The sequence below is a fragment of the Caproiciproducens galactitolivorans genome (genome assembly GCF_004768785.1).
Lineage (GTDB): Bacteria > Bacillota > Clostridia > Oscillospirales > Acutalibacteraceae > Caproiciproducens > Caproiciproducens galactitolivorans.
On sequence record NZ_SRMQ01000005.1, the window covers coordinates 1 to 21,115 of the forward strand.

The 21,115-nt window shown below is 47.7% G+C and carries 22 protein-coding genes and 1 other annotated feature; of the genes, 17 read left to right on the plus strand and 5 right to left on the minus strand.

Translation table 11 applies throughout. The annotated features are described in order from the left end of the window. Positions 1-358 precede the first annotated feature (358 nt). The 8 genes from CAGA_RS06655 (at position 359) to purD (ending at position 7,401) form a co-directional block, all read left to right on the plus strand. Positions 359-799 (plus strand): NfeD family protein, encoded by a 441-nt coding sequence (locus CAGA_RS06655; protein ID WP_135659088.1) that lies wholly within the window; start codon positions 359-361, stop codon positions 797-799. 13 nt (positions 800-812) lie between these two features. After that, entirely contained in the window at positions 813-1,715 is a 903-nt protein-coding gene (locus CAGA_RS06660) for an SPFH domain-containing protein (RefSeq protein WP_135659090.1), read from the plus strand. Between the two features lie 312 nt (positions 1,716-2,027). Continuing rightward, positions 2,028-2,534, plus strand: a complete 507-nt coding sequence (purE, locus tag CAGA_RS06665; protein WP_135659092.1) for a 5-(carboxyamino)imidazole ribonucleotide mutase — start codon at positions 2,028-2,030, stop codon at positions 2,532-2,534. A gap of 20 nt (positions 2,535-2,554) precedes the next feature. After that, positions 2,555-3,589 carry a phosphoribosylformylglycinamidine cyclo-ligase gene (gene purM / locus CAGA_RS06670; RefSeq protein ID WP_135659094.1) on the plus strand — a complete coding sequence of 345 codons (1,035 nt, stop codon included), beginning with the start codon at positions 2,555-2,557 and terminating at the stop codon, positions 3,587-3,589. Then, complete coding sequence (gene purN, locus CAGA_RS06675; protein ID WP_135659096.1) at positions 3,583-4,218, plus strand: phosphoribosylglycinamide formyltransferase; 636 nt, start codon at positions 3,583-3,585, stop codon at positions 4,216-4,218. The genes purM and purN overlap by 7 nt, the downstream gene beginning before the upstream one ends. Next, positions 4,215-4,913: an IMP cyclohydrolase gene (locus tag CAGA_RS06680; protein ID WP_135659098.1), complete on the plus strand. Its 699-nt coding sequence runs from the start codon at positions 4,215-4,217 to the stop codon at positions 4,911-4,913. Before purN ends, CAGA_RS06680 begins: the two co-directional genes overlap by 4 nt. A 14-nt stretch (positions 4,914-4,927) precedes the next feature. Continuing rightward, the gene (locus CAGA_RS06685) at positions 4,928-6,106 is read left to right on the plus strand and encodes a phosphoribosylaminoimidazolecarboxamide formyltransferase (protein ID WP_135659101.1); all 1,179 of its coding nucleotides are present in this window, start codon (positions 4,928-4,930) and stop codon (positions 6,104-6,106) included. A 35-nt stretch (positions 6,107-6,141) separates the two neighbouring features. Next, complete coding sequence (gene purD, locus CAGA_RS06690; RefSeq protein WP_135659104.1) at positions 6,142-7,401, plus strand: phosphoribosylamine--glycine ligase; 1,260 nt, start codon at positions 6,142-6,144, stop codon at positions 7,399-7,401. 51 nt (positions 7,402-7,452) lie between these two features. Here purD and CAGA_RS06695 read toward each other — a convergent pair whose 3' ends face one another. The 5 genes from CAGA_RS06695 to CAGA_RS06715 all read right to left on the minus strand — a co-directional run bounded on the left by CAGA_RS06695 (position 7,453) and on the right by CAGA_RS06715 (position 12,855). Further along, entirely contained in the window at positions 7,453-7,752 is a 300-nt protein-coding gene (locus tag CAGA_RS06695) for a hypothetical protein (protein ID WP_135659107.1), read from the minus strand. 62 nt (positions 7,753-7,814) lie between these two features. Then, a complete protein-coding gene (locus tag CAGA_RS06700; RefSeq protein WP_135659109.1) occupies positions 7,815-8,060 on the minus strand; it encodes an IreB family regulatory phosphoprotein in 246 nt (81 codons plus the stop codon). A gap of 72 nt (positions 8,061-8,132) precedes the next feature. Continuing rightward, the gene (pheT, locus tag CAGA_RS06705) at positions 8,133-10,511 is read right to left on the minus strand and encodes a phenylalanine--tRNA ligase subunit beta (protein ID WP_135659111.1); all 2,379 of its coding nucleotides are present in this window, start codon (positions 10,509-10,511) and stop codon (positions 8,133-8,135) included. Positions 10,512-10,524: 13 nt separating this feature from the next. Then, a complete protein-coding gene (gene pheS / locus CAGA_RS06710; protein WP_135659113.1) occupies positions 10,525-11,544 on the minus strand; it encodes a phenylalanine--tRNA ligase subunit alpha in 1,020 nt (339 codons plus the stop codon). 58 nt (positions 11,545-11,602) lie between these two features. Then, positions 11,603-11,812 (minus strand) — a binding site (T-box leader). Between the two features lie 47 nt (positions 11,813-11,859). Next, the gene (locus CAGA_RS06715) at positions 11,860-12,855 is read right to left on the minus strand and encodes a LacI family DNA-binding transcriptional regulator (protein WP_135659116.1); all 996 of its coding nucleotides are present in this window, start codon (positions 12,853-12,855) and stop codon (positions 11,860-11,862) included. Between the two features lie 189 nt (positions 12,856-13,044). On the opposite strand from CAGA_RS06715, the gene malQ reads away from it, so the two are divergent. The 9 genes from malQ to CAGA_RS06760 all read left to right on the plus strand — a co-directional run bounded on the left by malQ (position 13,045) and on the right by CAGA_RS06760 (position 21,047). After that, a complete protein-coding gene (gene malQ, locus CAGA_RS06720) occupies positions 13,045-14,544 on the plus strand; it encodes a 4-alpha-glucanotransferase (RefSeq protein WP_135659117.1) in 1,500 nt (499 codons plus the stop codon). Positions 14,545-14,564: 20 nt separating this feature from the next. Next, the gene (locus CAGA_RS06725) at positions 14,565-16,901 is read left to right on the plus strand and encodes a glycogen/starch/alpha-glucan phosphorylase (RefSeq protein ID WP_135659119.1); all 2,337 of its coding nucleotides are present in this window, start codon (positions 14,565-14,567) and stop codon (positions 16,899-16,901) included. 79 nt (positions 16,902-16,980) lie between these two features. Continuing rightward, a complete protein-coding gene (locus tag CAGA_RS06730; protein WP_135659121.1) occupies positions 16,981-17,493 on the plus strand; it encodes a DUF6106 family protein in 513 nt (170 codons plus the stop codon). After that, positions 17,474-17,860, plus strand: coding sequence for a holo-ACP synthase (acpS, locus tag CAGA_RS06735; RefSeq protein ID WP_135659123.1), 387 nt, complete (start codon positions 17,474-17,476; stop codon positions 17,858-17,860). Before CAGA_RS06730 ends, acpS begins: the two co-directional genes overlap by 20 nt. Further along, entirely contained in the window at positions 17,841-19,376 is a 1,536-nt protein-coding gene (locus CAGA_RS06740; RefSeq protein WP_135659125.1) for an NAD(P)H-hydrate dehydratase, read from the plus strand. Before acpS ends, CAGA_RS06740 begins: the two co-directional genes overlap by 20 nt. A gap of 62 nt (positions 19,377-19,438) precedes the next feature. Then, the gene (locus CAGA_RS06745; protein WP_135659127.1) at positions 19,439-19,996 is read left to right on the plus strand and encodes a hypothetical protein; all 558 of its coding nucleotides are present in this window, start codon (positions 19,439-19,441) and stop codon (positions 19,994-19,996) included. Between the two features lie 82 nt (positions 19,997-20,078). Beyond that, positions 20,079-20,468, plus strand: a complete 390-nt coding sequence (locus tag CAGA_RS06750) for a type II toxin-antitoxin system PemK/MazF family toxin (RefSeq protein ID WP_407932243.1) — start codon at positions 20,079-20,081, stop codon at positions 20,466-20,468. Between the two features lie 85 nt (positions 20,469-20,553). Continuing rightward, on the plus strand, positions 20,554-20,736 hold the full coding sequence (locus CAGA_RS06755; RefSeq protein ID WP_135659132.1) for a spore coat protein: 183 nt from the start codon (positions 20,554-20,556) through the stop codon (positions 20,734-20,736). Positions 20,737-20,747: 11 nt separating this feature from the next. Beyond that, positions 20,748-21,047, plus strand: coding sequence for a spore coat protein (locus tag CAGA_RS06760; protein WP_243112970.1), 300 nt, complete (start codon positions 20,748-20,750; stop codon positions 21,045-21,047). Positions 21,048-21,115: the final 68 nt, after the last annotated feature.

A 21,115-nucleotide genomic window follows, 5' to 3' on the forward strand; every position in this document is an offset into this window, starting at 1 on the left:
GAATACGCTGAAGACTGGTCCGTTTCCAGAGCATATTTGAATCCCAAATCGATTCAGACACTTCTGCTAAGCGCAGCTTAATTCATTTCGTGGAGTCCCCAAATTGCGAACTTCTCTTGACATAGCCTATTTCCAACTATAGTATAATGGGCTATAAGATTATATGTTTTTCTACAATAGAAATTATCAAGCGGATGTGAACCAACTCGAGCCATTTCGCCCCGATTCGATTCCATAAGACGGTATGGCGGATTCCATGAAAATGCGTTAAATTCGGTTTTTTTAGCTTATTACCGTCTTTGTGTTGAAATCCGATTTGTGATAAGATAGCAACTACAATCAGGAAAGGGGTGGTAACATGGAAGCATATTTACCGTATATCTGGCTTGGAGTAATCATTATTGCTGCAATTCTGGAAGGGTTAACCGCACAGCTTGTGTCAATTTGGTTTGTAATAGGCGGTGTGGCCGCGCTGATTGCGAATCTTTTAGGCGCTCCGATGTGGCTCCAAACCGTTTTCTTCGCTGGGGTGACGACGGTTACATTAATAGCGACGAGGCCGGTTGTTGGAAAACTGATGCGTTTTAAAAAGGAGGATACGAATACCGGTCGCTATATTGGTGAAACAGGCCTTGTCATTGCTGAAATCAATAATACCCTCGGCGTTGGCCAGGTAAAAGTCCGTGGCAGTATCTGGACCGCGCGCAGCGAGGACGGTTCCATTATTCAAACGGGAGAAAATGTACGAATCAACTCCATTGAAGGAGTAAAACTGATTGTAGCACCCATCCATAAATAAGGAGGATTTTTTAATGGGTTATATTTTGTTATTTTTAATCATTGTCGTCATTATAATTTTTATTACGAATATTAAGGTCGTTCCGCAGGCACATTCTTATGTTATTGAGCGTTTAGGCGCCTACAATAGCACATGGTTAACCGGGCTTCATTTCAAGATTCCGTTCATCGATAAGGTTGCGAAAAAAGTATCTTTAAAGGAACAGGTGATTGATTTCCCGCCCCAGCCTGTTATTACAAAGGATAACGTTACCATGCAGATCGATACAGTTGTTTATTTCCAGATAACGGATCCGAAGTTGTATGCTTATGGTGTTGAACGCCCGATTTCTGCAATTGAAAATTTATCCGCCACGACATTGCGTAATATTATCGGTGAGCTGGAATTGGATCACACGCTTACTTCCCGTGACGTAATCAATACGAAAATCCGCACTATCCTCGATGAGGCAACCGATGCCTGGGGCATTAAGGTAAACCGTGTTGAACTGAAGAATATCATCCCGCCGAAGGAAATTCAGGAATCTATGGAGAAGCAGATGAAGGCTGAGCGTGAACGCCGTGCGCAGATCCTGACGGCGGAAGGCGAAAAGAGTAGTGCGATTCTGATTGCCGAAGGTGAAAAAGAATCCGCGATCCTGCGTGCCGAAGCGAAGAAGGAATCCAAGATTCGTGAAGCACAGGGTGAAGCGCAGGCAATCCTGCTGGTACAGCAGGCTTACGCGGACAGTATCAAGCTTTTGAACGAAGCAAACCCGCGCGACGGCGTTATTGCCCTGAAGAGCCTAGACGCATTTGCAAAGGCTGCCGATGGCAAAGCAACAAAGCTTATTATTCCTTCCAATATCCAATCTATAGCCGGCTTGGTAGCCTCCGTAAAGGAATTGGTCGCAGATGAACCGAAACCGGCAGAATAGCGGCGGCATATTATACAAAGTAATGCCGAGGTTCATACCTTACAGCAATAGTTCTGTACAAAAATAATTTTTCGTACGATCATCTATTGAAATTCAGGTTTGAATCCCCTACAATAAATATATCATAAGTTGTCGGAGGGAACGCAAATGACAGGATTTTCCGTTTCCAGCAATTTTGAAATGCAAGGAATTCATTGTCGAGTTGCGCCAATATCCCGTTTGTTATCATAAGCTTAGGCTGTGCCTTTTCGTGGGGTGCAGCCTTCTTTTTATGTTCTTTTTACGGGCCGACGAAAACAATAGGAGAGTGTAATGATGGGTGTAAAAAAGGCAGCGATTATTATGGGTAGTGACAGCGACTTTCCAACCGTTTCAGCCGCTGTAAAGCGTTTAAAATTACTGGACATTCCCATGGAGGTACACGTAATGTCCGCTCACAGGACGCCGCAGGCAGCGGCGGAGTTCTCCGTTTCCGCTGTGAAGAACGGTTTCGGCGTCATCATCGCCGCGGCAGGAAAGGCAGCGCATTTGGCGGGCGTACTTGCCGCGCATACGACCCTTCCGGTTATCGGGATTCCGATTAAGTCGTCAACGCTGGACGGGCTGGATGCACTTTTAGCCACCGTACAGATGCCAAGCGGCATTCCGGTTGCTACCGTGGCAATTGACGGCGCGGACAATGCGGCCATTCTTGCTGCGCAAATCCTTGCTCTTTCCGATGAAACCCTTGCCGCAAAGCTGGTGGAAATGAAAAAGCAAATGGCACAGGGCGTTGCGCAGAAGGACGCGGCAATACAGGCAAAGGTTCAGGAACTGTGACAGGAGTAGGGAGGATAAAAATGAAAAGTTTCAGCGACAGCTATAAGGCGGCCGGAGTGGATGTTACTGCGGGATATAAAGCGGTTGAACTCATGAAAAGCCATGTTGCGCGTACAAACATACCGGGCGTTGTTTCCGGGCTCGGCGGCTTCGGCGGCCTGTTTCAGCCCGATCTGTCGGGAATGAAAACGCCTGTATTCGTGAGCGGCACGGACGGTGTGGGAACAAAACTGAAAATTGCTTTTTTAATGGACAAGCATGACACCATTGGCATTGACTGCGTCGCCATGTGTGTAAACGATGTGGTTTGCTGCGGGGCAAAGCCGCTGTTTTTCCTAGATTATCTTGCTGTAGGGAAAAATTTCCCGGAAAAAGTCGCGCAGATCGTATCCGGCGTGGCGGAAGGCTGTGTGCAGTCCAACTGTGCGCTGATCGGCGGGGAAACCGCAGAAATGCCCGGCTTTTATCCGGTCGACGAATACGACCTTGCCGGCTTTTCCGTGGGCATAGTGGATCGCGAAAAAATAATCGACGGATCGCAGATTGAAGTGGGCGACGTACTGATTGGCCTGCGCTCATCCGGCGTCCATTCCAACGGTTTCTCGCTTGTTCGCAAAATCTTCAATATTAGTGAAAAGAACATCAATATGCATATCGATGAATTCGGTCATACACTTGGCGAAGAGCTTCTAACGCCGACAAAAATTTATGTAAAACCGGTGCTTGCGCTGATGGAAAAAGTCTGTATCAAAGCAATTTCCCATATTACCGGCGGCGGATTTTTTGAAAATATCCCACGCATGCTTAAACCGGATACTACTGCGAAAATTGAGCTTGCGTCCCTGCCGAAGCTGCCGGTCTTTTCCGTGCTGCAGCGTGAGGGGAATATTCCGGAACGCGAAATGTACAATACGTTCAACATGGGAATCGGTATGTGTATGGCAGTTTCGAAGAACCAGGCCGATACGGCGGTTCAAGAGCTGAATTCCATGGGCGAACAGGCCTATATCATCGGAAGTGTTGTCAGCGGCGGGGAAGGGGTATCCCTATGTTGAATATTGCCGTGCTGGTATCCGGCGGCGGCACGAATTTGCAGGCGCTGATTGACGCCCAGAACCGTTCCGAGATACTGGGCGGCAGAATTGCGGTTGTCATTTCCAGCAAGGCGGAGGCCTACGCGCTGGAGCGCGCGAAAAAAGCCGGAATTCCAACGGAAACACTCATCCGGAAAGAATATTCCACCCAGGAAGACTATGATGCGGCGCTGCTTCGAATTTTGGGTCGCTATCAAATCGGTTTGATTGTTCTTGCTGGTTTCATGACTATAATCAGCGATAACGTTATCCGTCATTATGAAAATAAGATCATAAATGTTCACCCGTCGCTGATTCCGTCGTTTTGCGGCGCAGGGTTTTATGGCCTGCGGGTACATAGGGCGGTGCTTGAAAGGGGCGTAAAGCTGACTGGCGCGACAGTACATTTTGTCAATGAGGTCTGTGACGGTGGTCCGATTATTTTGCAGAAAGCGGTGAAGGTGCTTGAGGGTGATACGCCCGAAATTCTCCAGCGCAGGGTGATGGAACAGGCCGAATGGATACTGCTTCCTAAAGCGGTTGCTCTATTTTGCGAAGGGAAAATAACGGTTCATAACGGGAAAACTAAGATTCGGGAGGATTCGATATGAAAAAACAATGCCTTTTAGAAAATCTGAAAGCAAATGCTTACCCTGGTCGGGGGATTGTCGCTGGAAGAATCGGTTCGTGTGCGGTCATTGCTTATTTTATCATGGGCCGCAGCGAAAACAGCCGCAACCGTATTTTTGTTCAGGACGGCGAGGGTATCCGAACTGAAGCGTTTGATCCCGCCAAGCTGGTTGATCCTTCTTTGATTATCTATTCTCCGGTGCGGGTGTTGGATGGTACGACAATTGTTACAAACGGCGACCAGACGGACACGATCTATGCGTTTATGAAAGAAGGTAAGTCTTTTGCCGACGCCCTGCGCACGCGTACTTTTGAACCCGACGGGCCGAATTATACGCCCCGCATTTCCTGTATTATGGATAAATCGGGGGATTACCGGCTTTCCATTCTGAAAAGCGCAAACGGCAATCCGGATTCCGTACAGCGTTATTTCTTTGAATATACTTCTCCTGTCAGCGGAGAAGGGCACTTTATCCATACCTATTGCGGGGACGGGAGTCCGCTTCTGTCTTTTGAAGGCGAACCGACGCTTGTTGGCATTTCCGGTGATATTGACGAATTTACCGGGAAAATATGGGAAAGCCTGAACGAAGACAATAAAGTTTCACTCTTTACCCGGTTCATCAATTTGGAAACCGGTGCGACAGAAACACGGATCGTAAATAAAAATCAATGACAGGAGAGGTTGAAATGGCAAACGAGCTTACGTTGAAATATGGATGCAATCCAAATCAAAAGCCGTCGCGCATTTACAGAAAAGACGGCGGAGATTTGCCGGTACAGGTGCTGAACGGCAGACCGGGTTATATCAATTTTCTCGACGCTTTCAATAGCTGGCAGCTTGTGAAAGAGCTGAAGGAAGCGACGGGGCTGCCTGCGGCGGCTTCCTTTAAGCATGTCAGCCCGGCGGGCGCCGCGGTGGCAACCGAACTTTCCGATACCTTAAAGAAGATTTATTTTGTAGACGATCTTGATCTTTCCCCTTTGGCCAGCGCATACGCCATGGCCAGAGGAGCGGACCGGATGTCCTCCTACGGCGACTGGATTGCCCTTTCCGATCCCTGCGACGTGCAAACCGCAACGCTGATCGCACGCGAGGTTTCTGACGGCATTATCGCGCCGGGCTATTCGGATGAAGCGCTGGAAATTCTCAAATCCAAACGTAAGGGCAGTTATAATGTCGTTGCGATCGATCCCGATTACCGGCCGGAGCCGATTGAATGCAAGGACGTATTCGGAATTACTTTTGAACAGGGCCGCAACGAAGTTAAAATTGACAACCAAATGCTCGAAAATGTTGTTACCGAGAATAAAAACATTCCGGAAAACGCAAAGCGCGATTTGCTGATTGCATTGATTACGCTAAAATATACGCAGTCGAATTCCGTCTGCTATGCGAAAGGCGGTCAGGTTATCGGCGTGGGTGCGGGGCAGCAGTCCCGAATTCACTGCACACGCCTGGCGGGCAATAAAGCGGATACCTGGTACCTGCGCCAGCATCCGAAGGTGCTTGGTCTGAAGTTTAAGGAAGGCATCCGCCGTCCCGATCGTGACAATACCATCGACGTTTATATTTCCGAGGAATATATGGATGTTCTGGCGGAAGGCACATGGCGGAACTTGTTTGCAGAAAAGCCGGAACCGCTTACCCGCGAAGAAAAGCGCGCGTGGCTCGATACCCTTCAGAATGTTGCGCTTGGTTCGGATGCCTTTTTCCCGTTCGGCGACAATATTGAGCGCGCGCACAAGACGGGCGTGAAATATATTGCACAGCCAGGCGGCTCTATTCGGGACGACCATGTAATTGACACCTGCAATAAATACGGTATCGCCATGGCATTCACCGGCGTGCGGCTGTTCCACCATTAATTGACAAGTAAATAAAAGGAATTGAGGCGAAAGCGATGAAGATATTGGTAATCGGCGGGGGAGGTCGGGAGCACGCAATTATCCGAAAGCTGAAGGAAAGCCCCAAAGTAACGGAAATCTACTGTGCGCCCGGGAACGGAGGAATATCCCGGGACGCAGTCTGTGTGGATATTGCTGCAACAGATATTGACGGCGTTGTAAAGTTTTCCAAAGAGAAGAAAATGGATCTGGTGTTTGTTGCTCCGGACGACCCGCTTGCCGCCGGAATGGTGGACGCTCTGGAGGAAAACGGAATCCGTGCATTCGGACCGCGTTCCAATGCGGCAATCATCGAGAGCAGCAAGGTGTTTTCCAAGAATTTGATGAAGCGGTATCATATTCCTACTGCAAATTACGAAGTATTCAGCGATTCGGGCAAGGCTTTGGACTATATCCGAAAGAACGGGCAGTATCCCATTGTGATTAAAGCAGACGGACTGGCGCTTGGCAAAGGCGTGATCATCGCCGCGGATTTCAAGGAAGCGGAGAATGCCGTAAAATCCATTATGGAGGACAAGGTATTCGGCGCTTCCGGAAATCAGATTGTCGTCGAAGAATTTATTATGGGGCCGGAAGTGTCTGTCTTAGCGTTCACTGACGGCAAATGCGTCAAACCGATGGTCTCCTCGAAGGATCACAAGCGTGCCCTTGACAACGACAAGGGCCTGAATACCGGGGGAATGGGAACGGTCAGCCCGAACCCCTACTATTCCGAAGAAATCGCCAAGCTCTGTATGGATACAATTTTTCTTCCCACAATACAAGCGATGAACGCGGAGGGAAGGATGTTTAAGGGCTGTCTGTACTTTGGCCTAATGCTGACAAAGGACGGGCCGAAGGTAATTGAATACAATTCCCGTTTCGGTGATCCGGAAGCGCAGGTTGTGCTGCCGCGTTTAAAAACGGATTTTGTCGATATTCTGAACGCTGTGATTGACGGCCGCTTGGAAGAACAGCCCATCGAGTGGAGCAGCGACGCCTGTGCCTGTGTAGTAATGGCTTCCGGCGGCTACCCGGGAAAATACGCCAAGGGGCTTGAAATAACCGGACTGGACGAAAACGGGCAGGTGGAAGGCGCCACCGTATACCATGCGGGAACCAGCTGCAAAGACGGTGCGTTTTATACCAACGGCGGGCGTGTGCTCGGCGTTACTGCTTTAGGAAAAACGCTGGAGAAAGCGTTGCGGAAGGCGTATGAAGCAGTAGATAAAATCCATTTCGAAGGCGCGCATTTCCGGCACGACATCGGAAAATAAAGAAGCATGAAAAGGGCGATACGGTTATTCCGTATCGCCTTTTATCTATTGTTATTCAGCCAAAGCCCTTGTAAGCCATGCGTCCGCAATATCCATCGCTAAATATAATCCTTCTTTTTCGCTGGATTTTACAATCTGTTTCCGTGCGCGGATGTTTTGGTCGGTATACATTAGTTGAATGGTTACTTTATCGGCAACGTCCATGTCCTTAACTTTTTTTTTGCTTTTGATTTCAAGCCGGACAACATATTTATCTTTCATGCTTCCGTAATAAATCACATCACCGCAGCGCACCAACGGTTTGCCCTTATAGGTTGGAAACTGAGGTGTGCTCTCCTTAGAGTCATTCATTCAAAAGTGTCCTCCTTATTATTCGATTCATATGATAAGTGCTTCTTTACAAGTGCTGTGATTTACTCACCTAAATACGATTTTAATAATACTTGTAACAACTCGTCGCGATCAATTTTGCGGATCAGGCTGCGCGCATTATTGTGTGTAGTAATATATGTGGGATCTTCCGAAAGAATATAGCCAACAATTTGGCTGATGGGGTTGTACCCCTTTTCTTTCAAAGCATCGTACACCTGGGTGAGTGTTTTTTTAATATCCTCTTCACGGTCGTTACCGAGTGAAAAGGTCATTGTTTTATCAAGCATGGAAACACCTCCAACAATGTCATCATACAACATACATACAATAATTTCAAGAACTATTTTGTGAACACATGTTTAAGAGCGCAATCTGGCCCCCACTTTTTCAAGTTCATTTATTGTTTTTTTGATGATTCCGCTTACGCGTTCTTCGGTAAGTGTTTCGGTTAAAGAACGTAAAACAATACTGAATGCAACGCTCTTTTTGCCTGCGTCAATCTGTTCTCCCTTGTAGACATCGAACAGTTTAATGTTTTCCAGCAGATTTCCCGCGCCGCGGACAATTGCCTTTTCAAGCGTTAAAACAGGAATGCTGTCGTCGCAAATCAGCGCAAGATCGCGGGTAACAGCCGGAAATTTCGGTAGCGGCACATACGTTTTCTCTGTTTTCGCGTATTGGAACATCAGCTCAACATCCAATGAAAAGCAATAAACCCTTTCATCAATGCCGTAATTTTCAGCAACCTTCGGGTGAATTTCACCAATAACACCCAGACGATGCCCGTCAATGCTCAGAACGGCGCAGCGGCCGGGGTGGAAGCTTGTTTCTTCGGATGAAGCTTCAATTTCATAATCGTATACACTAAGTTTTTCCAAAAGCTGCTCTGCCATACCCTTCGCGGTAAAGTAATCCGATTTATTTCCGTACATTCCAACAATCAGGCTGGTTTTTTCGATTGGCAACTTATCGTCGGTTGTCGGAATATATTCGCTGGCCAGCTCAAACAGGCACGCCTCCGCGTTGCGGTTATTAAAGTTGCGGGAAAGCACTTCCAGCATGGAGGGAAGGGCGGTTGTGCGCATGATGCTGGTATCTTCCCCGAGCGGATTGGAAATGGTAATGGACTTGCGAAGCGGGGAATCGGCGGGCATGCGGATTTTATCGTAGTATTTCGGGCTGATAAAAGAATACGTCATAATTTCGCTGGCGCCGAGCGCAAGCATGGTATCGCTGATGGCGCGGTTGAATTTCTGGCGCGGGGAATATTTTCCCTGCGCGCCGCCGCTGAGGGACGTTGAGAGAATTTTGTTGTAACCGTAAAATCTGGCGATTTCCTCCGCAATGTCGGCTTTATGCTCCAGATCAGGACGGAAGGTTGGCACCAAAATATCGTTACCGTCAAATTCGCAGCCCAGTTTGGCAAGGATCGCTTTCATCTGGTCGGCGCTCAGGTTTATATTGAGGAAATGATTGATCCAATCGGCGTCCAGATGGATTCTTTTGGGTTTCCTGTGGGAATGGTCGTCCAGAATCACGTCATCCAAAACATCGCCCGCGTCCAACAATTCCACCAGCTCGCACGCGCGCTCAAGAGCGGGTAGGCAGTTGTTCGGGTCAAGCCCTTTTTCGTACAGGGAGGAAGCGTCTGTGCGCATGCCCTGGTTCCTGGCGGTTGTACGCACGGAAGCCCCGTTGAAGCAGGCGGATTCGAAAACGATGGCGGTTGTGTCGTCCATAATCCCGCTGTACTCGCCGCCCATTACGCCGGCAATGGCAATCGGTTTGTTTGCGTCGGCAATGACAAGGTTTTTTGGAGTCAGCTTCCGCTCAACGCCGTCAAGCGTGGTGATGCTTTCGCCGTCTTTTGCGCGGCGCACACGGATTTTCCCTTCGTCGATGAAACGAATATCAAAAGAATGCATCGGCTGGCCGTATTCCAGCATAACGTAATTCGTAATATCGACGATATTATTAATAGGGCGTACACCCATGGCGCGTAGGCGCTCGCGCATCCAGCGCGGCGACGGCTTTACACGCACATTTTTTACAACGCGCGCGGAATAAATGGGGCATAGCTCGGGCTCCTCGACTTTTATGTCCAGCATTCCCTTGCAGGAGCCGTTTCCCGCTTTCACAACGGGCTTGTGCAGCTTTAACGGTTTGTCGAAAGTAGCGGCGGCTTCCCGCGCAAGCCCGATGACGGAGAAGCAGTCCGGGCGGTTCGAGGTGATTTCGAACTCCACCTTTGTATCGTTAAAGCCGAGCGCCTCACAGATCGGCTGCCCCAGCTTGCAATCCTCCTGCAAAACGAAAATGCCGTCCTCAATGGCATAGGGAAAATCATGCTTTGTAAGCCCCAGTTCGCCTAACGAGCAAAGCATGCCATTGCTTTCCACGCCACGCAGTTTGCCTTTTTTAATTTTTTTACCTCCCGGAAGAGTGGAATTATGCATGGCAACGGGAACTATGTCGCCGACTTTTAGATTCTGCGCGCCGGTGACAATTTGAATAGGTTCACAGGAATCAACGTCAATCTGTGTAATCCATAAATGATCGGAATCCGGATGCTTATTCAGAGAAAGCACCTTGCCGACAATAACATTCTCAATTTCGCTGCCTTCGACTTCCCAGCCCTCTACTTTGGAGCCGCTCATCGTCATCGCCTCGGCGAAATCCCGGATCGGCATTTCCTCCAGCGTTACAAATTCTTTTAACCATCTCATAGAAAGATTCATTATTCAGGCCCCCTTAAAATTGCTTCAGGAAACGTACGTCGTTTTCGTAGAAAAGGCGTAAATCGTCAATGTTGTATTTCCGCATGACTACGCGTTCCAGTCCCATGCCGAGCGCAAAGCCGCTGTATACCTCCGGGTCGATGCCGCAGTTGGAAAGCACCTTCGGATGAACCATGCCGCAGCCGAGAATTTCAATCCATCCTTCGCCCTTGCAAAGGCGGCAGCCTTCTCCGTGGCAGTTGAAGCATTGTACATCCACTTCGGCGGACGGTTCGGTAAATGGGAAGTGGTGCGGACGGAAACGCACAACGGAATCTTCGCCATACATGCGTTTCACAAAGGTTTCGAGGGTTCCCTTCAAATCCGCAAAAGTGATTCCCTTGTCAACCACTAAACCCTCAATCTGATGGAAGAGGGGGGAGTGGGTAGCGTCCACAGCGTCGGAACGGTAAACCCGGCCGGGGGAAATAATGCGGATAGGCGGTTTTTGCTTTTCCATCACGCGTACCTGAACCGGGGAGGTTTGTGTGCGCAGAAGAATATTGTCATTGATGTAGAAAGTATCCTGTGTGTCGCGCGCGGGATGGTCTTTCGGAATATTCAGCGCTTCGAAATTATAATAATCGTATTCGACCTCAGGGCCTTCCACGATTTCAAAACCCATGCCGATAAAAATTTCTTTTATGGTGTCAAGCTCAATGCTCAGCGGATGCTTTGCACCGAGTTCGCGGCGGGTTCCCGGCAGGGTAACGTCGATTTTTTCCCTTTCCAACCTTTTTTGCATTTCGGCTTCTTTTATTTCGGCTGCGCGTTTTACTAAATCTTTCTCTATAAAAGAGCGCACTTCGTTGGCCAGTTGCCCGATTTTCGGGCGTTCTTCCGCCGAAAGGCTGCCCATTTGTTTTAAAATGGAGGTGAGTTCTCCTTTTTTACCGAGGTATTTTATTCGCAGATTTTCCAGAACCTGCTGCCCTTTTGCTTCATTCAATTCACGCACTGCTCTTTCGCGAATTGCCTCAAGCTCCTGCTTCATAGCATAATCTTCCTTTCAGTTAGAAACTTTCCATTGGAATTAAAAAACGCCCCCGTCCCAAAGGGACGAAGACGAAACCTCCGTGGTACCACCCTAATTGATTCTTTTGGGGCCTCTAACGGTGCCTGCCGTCACAACCTACTGCTATTTCAGCCGTGCCACTCCGAAGGGAACTTCGCTGTTAGCATCTGCAGGCACGCTTTCAGCCGTGACGCACCCTCTCTTGGCAGGCGGGATAAACAGTTACTTCCTTCATCATCGTGTTATATTAATTAAATACTATATCATCTTCATGCGAAGATTGCAAGTACAACCTTATAATTTCGGATTCGGGCCTGTCGAATCGCGGACAATCAGTTCTGGCTTCAGCAGAACCTTGCTGATGTTAATGCCGTTGATCAATTCTTCAAGCATCATGAACGCGCTTTTCCCGAGGGAGAGACGGTCCTGGCGTATTGTGGTAAGCGAGGGGGAAAGGCGCCGCGCAATCGGAAGGTCGTCAAAACCAACCACGCTCACGTCCCTTGGAACCCGGACGCCAAGGCGTTTCAGCTCATATAATACGCCGGACGCGATTAAATCGCTAGCGCACATGATGGCGGTCGCCCCATGATTAAGAAACGTACTCACATAATCCTTTGCACAGTCCGCCACATAATACCCGTTGGCGATCAGCTTTGGATCGGCTTTTAAAGAATACCGTTCCATAGCTTGAAGGAACGCAAGGCGGCGGTCATTCGTTACCATGCAGTTCTTTGAGCCGTTCAGAAGGGCAATCTTTTTATGCCCATAGTCGTGTAAATGTTTTATCGCCATGTCGATGCCATGATATCCGTCAGTACCGACATAGCCGACAAACGGGTTGGGATTGTAGTTATCAAGCAAAACGGTAGCCACATTCGTTTTATTCAACTGTTGGATATAATCGTCGTGAAGGGCAAAGCCTAAAAGAAAAGCCCCGCTGAAGCCGTTCTTTAGCATAAAGCAATCGTATTTTTCCCGCGTCAGCAGGTTCAAGTTCGTGGGGATTACGGAAACCTCGCAATGGTGCCGAACCGCGCTGAGTTTAAAGCCAAGGACGATTTCATAACCGAACTGGTCAATATTTTCGTATTCCAAGTTTTCAATTAAAATACAGACCCTGCGTTTTCCGGGTTTCTTTCCCCTTTTTGGGGCGTACCCCATTTCCACAGCGGTATCCAGCACCATTTGCCGCATTTCTTCGCTGATGTCGTCGGCGCCGTTAAGCCCTTTGGACACGGTGCTGATCGAAACTCCCAGCTTATTTGCAATGTCTTTTATTGTGACCACTGCAATCCCTCATTTATTTTATTCCTAAGCGGGAATCATTCCGCAACCTATTTGAAATCATACAATAAAAAATTGGAATTATAAAATAGAAAAAAGAAATTTTGAATATTATGCATTTGACATTCATTATCCACCTTGTTATTATAAGGTGATATTTTCGTTATTTTTCGAAACAAGGGGCTGATATTCATGCCTGATACCGTCAAACACAAACAAAATAAGCGAAGTTCAGGAATTTTGCTCCCGGTAAGCAGTCTGCCTTCCGATTATGGCATAGGTGCTTTTGGAAGCGAGGCTTTCCGTTTTCTTGATTTTTTAAAAAGCGCCAGGCAAAAGTACTGGCAGATTCTCCCACTTGGCCCTACGAGTATTGGGGACAGCCCTTACCAGTCTTTTTCAGCTTTTGCGGGGAATCCTTATTTTATCGACTTGAACATTTTAATTGAGGAAGGATTGATAACGAAAGAGGAGGCCGGGGCGTTTAACTGGGGAAACCGGAATGAAGTGGATTATTCCTCCCTTTTTGCATCGCGGTATAAGCTTTTGCGCATGGCCTATAACAGAAGCAGACATTCAGCCACACAGGAATACGAAGTATTTTGCGGGGAAAATGCATATTGGCTGAATGATTACAGCCTCTATATGGCGCTGAAATTCCATTTTGATCAGCAGGCGTGGTGGCTCTGGCCGGAAGACATCCGCTTTTATGAAGTTTCCGCCATTCGGAAATACGAAAAAGAGTTAAAATACGAAACCGAATTTTGGAAGTTTTTGCAATTTAAATTTTTTGAACAGTGGAAGAAGGTAAAGGATTATGCAAATCATAACGATATAAAAGTGATAGGTGACATCCCGATTTATGTCGCTATGGACAGCGCGGATGTATGGTCGCACAGCGAATTGTTCCAATTGGACGCTCGGCGCAGGCCGGTAAAAGTTTCCGGCGTTCCGCCGGATGCCTTTTCAAAAAAGGGACAGCTTTGGGGTAATCCGCTGTATGATTGGGAAGCAATGGAGCGGCAGGGCTTTGACTGGTGGAAAAAACGGATGGAGTATTCGGCAAAAATCTATGACAAGATCCGAATCGACCATTTTATCGGCATTGTGCAGTATTATGCTATTCCGGCGGGGGAAACAACGGCGGTTAACGGAATCTGGGAAACGGGCCCCGGTCTGAAGCTTACGAACGCGATAAATTCCTCCGTAGGGAAAACAAGAATTATTGCGGAGGATTTGGGCGTTGTGGCGCCGGAAGTAAAACTCCTTCTGAAAAAAACAGGCTATCCCGGAATGCGGGTTTTGCAGTTCGCTTTTGAAGGGGACCCTCAAAACGAGCATTTGCCCTGCCATTATACCAACAATTTGGTGGCCTATTCCGGGACGCATGATAATAATACCCTTGTCGGTTTTTTTGACAGCTTGAAAAGAAAACATTTGAAATTCGCCAAAGAATACCTTCATGTGAAAAAGAAAAAAGAACTGCCGCAGGCTGCTATATGCGCTTTATATGCAAGCGTGGCGGATACGGTTATTTTACAGGCGCAGGATATTTTAATGCTGCCTGCCGGCGCAAGAATGAATTTCCCTTCGACAATCGGCAATAACTGGCGCTGGCGATTGGGGAAAAATGAGCTTAACCGGGAACTTGCGAAAAAGCTGGAGCGTTTAACCGTTGTTTATGACCGGTGATTTTATTATGGGAGAAGAATATGAACACATTTAAAAACGACGTTATCTTGTTGCTGGAATTGGAGTATGGGAAAACAGTTCAGCAGGCAAGTACCGTTGAGCTATATCATGCAATTACAAAAGCTGCCATGAAGCAGGTAACAGCAAAATGGGAAGTCCCGGTACCAGGGAAAAAAGCCTGTTATTTCTCTGCTGAGTTCTTAACCGGCCGGCTGATTTACAGCAATCTGATGAATTTAGGCCTTTTAAACACGCTTTCGGAATTGTTTCATGAACACAATGTCGATGTTCAAGTTTTGGAAGAAGTAGAAGACGCCGCCCTTGGAAACGGTGGGCTTGGCAGGCTTGCCGCCTGTTTCCTCGATTCCGCGGCCACAAAGGAGATTCCCCTCAACGGATATGGAATCCGTTATCGCTACGGCCTATTTAAGCAGTATTTTGAAAATGGCTTCCAGAAAGAAGTTGTAGATGATTGGCAACGGTTTGGCGATCCATGGTCGTTGCGGCGCGAAGAGGAAAAAGTAACCGTTCGGTTTAAGAACCAGACGGTTTACGCAGTGCCATATGATATGCCGGTAATTGGCTACGGGGCGCAAATGATCAATACGCTTCGCCTTTGGCAGGCGGAACCCATTCATCCCTTTGATTTCCAACTCTTCAATGATCAGAAATTCGAAATGGCGGTTCGGGAGCGGAATGAAGCGGAGGCGATTTCTAGTGTATTGTATCCGAATGATTCCTCTTTGAAGGGGAAAAAGCTCCGCCTGAAACAGCAGTATTTCTTTACCAGCGCCTCCCTGCAGGATATGATATGTAGCTATAAAAAAAGGTATGGGAACAACTTTTCACATTTTCCGGATGAATACGCCGTGCAGTTGAACGATACGCATCCGGTTGTGTCGATTCCGGAGTTCATACGCCTTTTGGTTACAAATGAGAGAGTCACTTTTTCGAAAGCGTTAAAGCTTGCTAGGCAGATGTTTGCCTATACAAACCATACGATCATGTCGGAAGCCTTGGAAAAATGGGATGTCAGTCTTTTTAAGAGCGTCATTCCGAACGTGTACCGTTATGTTGTAATGATCGACAAGGCTCTGGTTAAAGAACTTGCGAAAATGGGGATTCCCGAAGACGAGCGGGGAGAGTATCGTATTATCGATGAAAACAATCAAATCCATATGGCAAGTCTGGCGGTGTTTGCCACGCATTCGGTCAACGGTGTTGCAAAAATTCACACGGAAATTTTGAAAAATAATACGCTGAAAGAATGGTATGCCCTTTACCCCCAGCGGTTCAACAATAAAACAAACGGGATTACACAGCGGCGCTGGCTTGCGCTCAGCAACCGGGAACTGTCCGGGTTCATTACTGAGAAAATCGGCAGCGGATGGCTGACCGATCTTAATAAATTAAAGAATCTGGAAAGATATAAAGATGATCCGGAAATGATTCGGCAGTTTGCGGAAATCAAGCAGATTAAGAAGCGCCAGCTAGTGGAGTATATTGAAGGGCAGGAAGGAATCAAACTGGATCCGAGCTTTCTTTTTGACGTTCAGGTAAAACGGATGCACGAATATAAGCGTCAATTGTTAAACGCTTTTTCCATCATGGATATTTACTACGGGATTAAGGAAGGGAGAATTCAAAACTTCCAGCCGACGGCTTTTCTTTTCGGCGGGAAAGCAGCCCCCGGTTATCTCCGTGCGAAGGGGATTATCAAGTTTATCAACGAGATTGCTAATCAAATCAATAATGACCCGGAAGTAAACGACAAGATGAAAGTCGTTTTTCTTTCAAATTACAATGTTTCCTATGCGGAAAAAATTATGCCCGCAGCGGATATTTCCGAGCAGATTTCAACCGCGGGAACGGAAGCTTCCGGAACCGGAAATATGAAGTTGATGCTCAACGGGGCTGTAACGCTGGGGACGTATGACGGGGCGAATATTGAAATTGTGCAGCAGGCGGGGGAGGAGAATAATTATATCTTCGGCGCGCGCGTTGAGGAATTAGAAAAGATAAAATCATTCTATGACCCGAAAGAAATCTATCAGCGTGAAGAAAGGGTACGCAGAGTGGTGGACAGCCTGGTCAGTGGGGAACTGGACGACGGCGGGACGAAGATATTCAGAGAATTATTCGATTCCTTGTTAATAGGCGCAAGCTGGCATCAACCGGACGCCTATTTCCTGCTTTATGATTTTCTGCCCTATTGCGAGAAAAAGCTTCAGGCAATTCAGGATTATGCGGATCGCTTCCGTTTTACCCAGAAATGCTTTTTGAATACCGCCAACGCGGGCGCGTTTTCCAGCGACAGAACCATTCAGGAGTATGCGGAGCAGATATGGTATGTATAAAGGCGCGGGCACGGCTCGTCCTTGCAAACCGGAGAAGGTTATGCTACAATAACGAGTAATAATGGTTGGGGAGATATGCATGGATATTTTTATTGAACAGCTTGTTAAGAGAAAAAAAGGAAGCAAGGACATTCTCATTTGGGTCGGCGTCCTGCTTGGTATTGCAATCATACTTTTTCTGGTTTTTGCCATGGCTCCTGTCCTGCTTCTACCTGTACTGATCGGACTTATCGCCGCGGCGTATTTTATTTTATCTTCCCGCAATATCGAATACGAGTACAGCGTAACAAACAGCGACATTACGATTGATAAGATTATTAACCGCCGGAAAAGAAAAAATGTTCTTTCCGTGGATGCGCACGACATAGAGTTTTTGGGGAAGTACACCCCGAAGGATCCTCATGCTAAATCCGGTGCGCAGCGCATCAATGCATCGGATAACGAAAAAGGAGAGGACGCGTGGTGCTTTACAGCGCGCCATCCACAGAAGGGAAATGTCTTTGTGCTGTTCAGCCCGAATGAAAAGGTTTTAACTTCCATAAAGCCATTTCTCACAAGGCAGGTAGCAATTGATGTTTTTGGTAGGAATTGATCTGGTCGAAAATAAAAGAATACAAAAATCGATATCTAATCCGCGCTTTTTAAGGAGAATACTGGGAACATCCGAGTATTCCCAGCTTGAGATGCGCGGATTTCCTGTTCAGAGCGTTGCGGCAAGTTTCTGTGCGAAAGAGGCTTTTTCCAAAGCGCTTGGAACCGGAATGCGCGGGTTTTCGTTGAGCGAAGTCGAGCTGCTACGCAAAAGTAGTGGGGAACCGTATTTGTGTTTAAGCGGGGAAGCTCAGCGGATTGCGGAAAGCCGGGGAATCGTCTTTCGTGTTAGTGTAACGCATACGAAAGAATATGCTTCCGCAGTAGTAATCGGGGAGGAAAAAAACAATGAAGGTATTAAATTGTGAGCAGTCGAAGGAGCTTGAAAAAAAGGCTGTAGACGCAGGAATGAGTTATTTGGAGCTGATGGAAAACGCCGGCGCCGCAGCCGTTCGCTTTATGCGGAAAAAATTCAGCCTGACCAATAAGAAGGTGGTTATTCTCTGCGGGAAGGGAAATAACGGAGGGGACGGGTTTGTTGCCGGCCGCCTTCTTTCTGAATACGGCGCACAGGTTTCCGTGGTTCTTGTGGACGGATACCCGGTGACGGAAATCGCCAAAACTATGTTTTCTCGTCTGAGCGACACAGCGGTGCGTATTGTTCATTATGCGGACAATGCGGGTACTGTCCATCTGCTGGTAAGCGGAGCGGATTTTATTCTGGATGCAATTTACGGAACGGGTTTTCATGGTTCCGCCGCAGAAAACCTACTTCCGCTTTTCCATTCGGTGCGCCATTCCTCCGCGACCGTCATCGCTGTGGATATGCCAAGTGGGGCCAACTGTGAAACCGGCGCTGTGGAAGGGGAATGCATCAAAGCGGATTATACGGTTACGTTTTCCACTTTGAAAAACGGACATATGATTCGGCCTGCACAGGAATACTGCGGGGAAATCGCCGTTGCGCCGATCGGTATCCGTTCGGATCTGATCAATTCGCAGGAGCATTCCCTTGAGGTTACGGAGCAGGCCGACGTCCGTTCGTATTTTACGCCAAGGAACCAGGAAAGCAACAAAGGGGATTATGGTCGCCTGCTGTGCCTGTGCGGGAGCGACGGAATGGCGGGGGCGGCCGTAATGAGCGCAAAAGCCGCTGTCCGCTGCGGGGCCGGTTTGGTAAACGTAGCTTTGCCCAGGTCGATTTATCCGATTGTCGCTTCTCAGGTAATTGAACCGATTTATACTTTGCTTGATTATGATCACAGAGGAAATTTGCAGAACGACAGCCTCACAGCCCTGTTTTATGCCCTTTCCTCGGCAAGCGCCTGCCTGATCGGGTGCGGGCTTGGACAAAGCAAACAGGCAACGGAGCTTGTCCTGGAGTTGATTTCCAAATCACAAGTACCGCTCATTGTTGACGCAGATGGCATAAACATACTAGCAGAGAATATAAATATATTGAAAACAGTCCAGGTTCCGGTCATATTGACGCCCCACCCCGGCGAAATGGCCCGCCTGCTTCAAACTTCAGCAAAAGACGTGCAGGCACATCGGCTTGCATACGCCCGGGATTTTGCGAAGGAGCACAATGTGATTTTGGTGCTTAAAGGAGCCGGCACGATCATTGCGGAACCAAACGGGATGGCGCATTTGAATATGACGGGGAATGCCGGAATGGCAAAAGGCGGCAGCGGTGATGTGCTGGCGGGCATGCTTGCTTCCTTTGCCGCGCAGGGGATGGACCCGGTAAAGGCGGCGGTTGGTGCGGTTTACCTTCACGGAGCTGCCGGCGACCGATGTGCCAAAGAATTTTCCAAAACCGCGATGCTGCCGACCGACATCCTTGATATGCTTCCGGGGCTGTTCTTGGAAATTGAGCAGTAAAGCCGCCTGTTTTCCGCGAAATACCGCGGCGCTCAATATTTTTTTGCGGAGAATGTACAGCCATGCGCCGAATATTTTGTATTTTCGCTTTTCTTGTTCTGGTTTTGCCGCTTGCCGCTTGTTCTTCGCCAACGGTGCAAGCAGCCGAGATTCATTTTTCTTTTCAATGCAAAGCCGATGTAAACACCAACGGAGAACAGTTCCTCTGCAATCTGAGCCGTACCGCGCCGGGCAGGGCAAGCGTTCAGGTTTTAAGCGGGGATTTAGATGGGTTGTCTTTTGATTGGGACGGGGACGGCTTTTCCATTTCATACAAGGACCTTTGTGCGAAGAGCGAGGACTGCGTGCTGCCGGATACGGCCTTTGCATCCGTTCTTGTTAAGGTTCTGGATTATGCGGAGAGAAGCGATTCCTTGACTTCGGGCGCAGATGGAAGCTTCACCGGAACTTTTGAGGATAAGGACTTCACGATCACCGTCGATAAAAATACAGGGGATATCCAAACGCTCGTTATTCCTGAAACAAATTTATCCGTTAAATTTTATAATCACAATAAAGAAAAAAGGTGTAACGTCTGTTACACCTTTTTGTTTTATATTTATGTCATCAGGCACAGATAAATAATATTATGTGTTAGGGACTGCCTATGAATAAAACCATTCAGCAATGTCAAGAATATTGGCAGAAACTATATCATAAATTATGCGGAGTGTGAAAGTGGTGAATATTCGAAGAGGCGATATCTATTATGCTGACCTAAGCCCTGTCGTCGGTTCTGAGCAGGGCGGTGTCCGTCCGGTTCTGATTGTTCAGAATGATGTTGGAAACCGGTTCAGTCCAACCGTAATTGCGGCGGCCATTACCAGCCAGCGGTCGAAAGCCAATCTTCCAACGCATATTATGCTGAACGCGGAAACCACCGGACTTGCGAAAGATTCCGTCGTATTGCTGGAACAGGTTCGTACAATCGATAAGCACAGACTGAAGGAGCGCATGGGGCGCCTTGATAATACGTGCATGTCACAGGTCGATCAGGCTTTGTCTATTAGCTTTGGCCTTGATTTTGCTCAGGAACAACGTGAGGCTACATAGAAGTGCCTGAAATCATAATAGCGACGTATATTTATTTGGGAATGCGGAAAACTAAGAAAACCAAATAAAAAGGAGTGTGTTACAATTGGCGTTAACGGAAAAGGAGCTGTCCGCAATTGAGGACCAGCTTAGTAACGAAAAGCTTCTTATCACAAAGTTTAAAGCCTACTCCCAGATGTGCTCGGATTCGGATATCAAGCAGAAATGCAATTCCATTGCGAGCCGGCATCAGGAACATTATGACAGGCTTTTAAACTTTTTGAGTTAAGGAGTGGGAACATGAACAATTCACAATCGAGCAATTCACAGTCCAGCGGCGCTCAGATGCAGGATAAGGAGATTTTGACCGATGTCCTGACTTCCCAGAAACATGTGACAGAAACCTATAATTCGTTTGCAAATGAGTGCGCGACCCCGAATATCAGAGACGAATTCATGCGTATTCTTGAAGATGAGCACAAAATCCAAGCCGAAGTTTTTGACGACATGAAAAAACGCGGCTGGTATCCGACGCCCGCTGCGGAACAGCAGAAAATCCAGCAAGCAAAGCAAAAATTCCAAAATCAGAACCAACAGTAATTACCGATCTGCCGGCTTCTTCCCGAAGCCGGTATTTTTAATTCTTGTTCCAATACAATATTTGACAC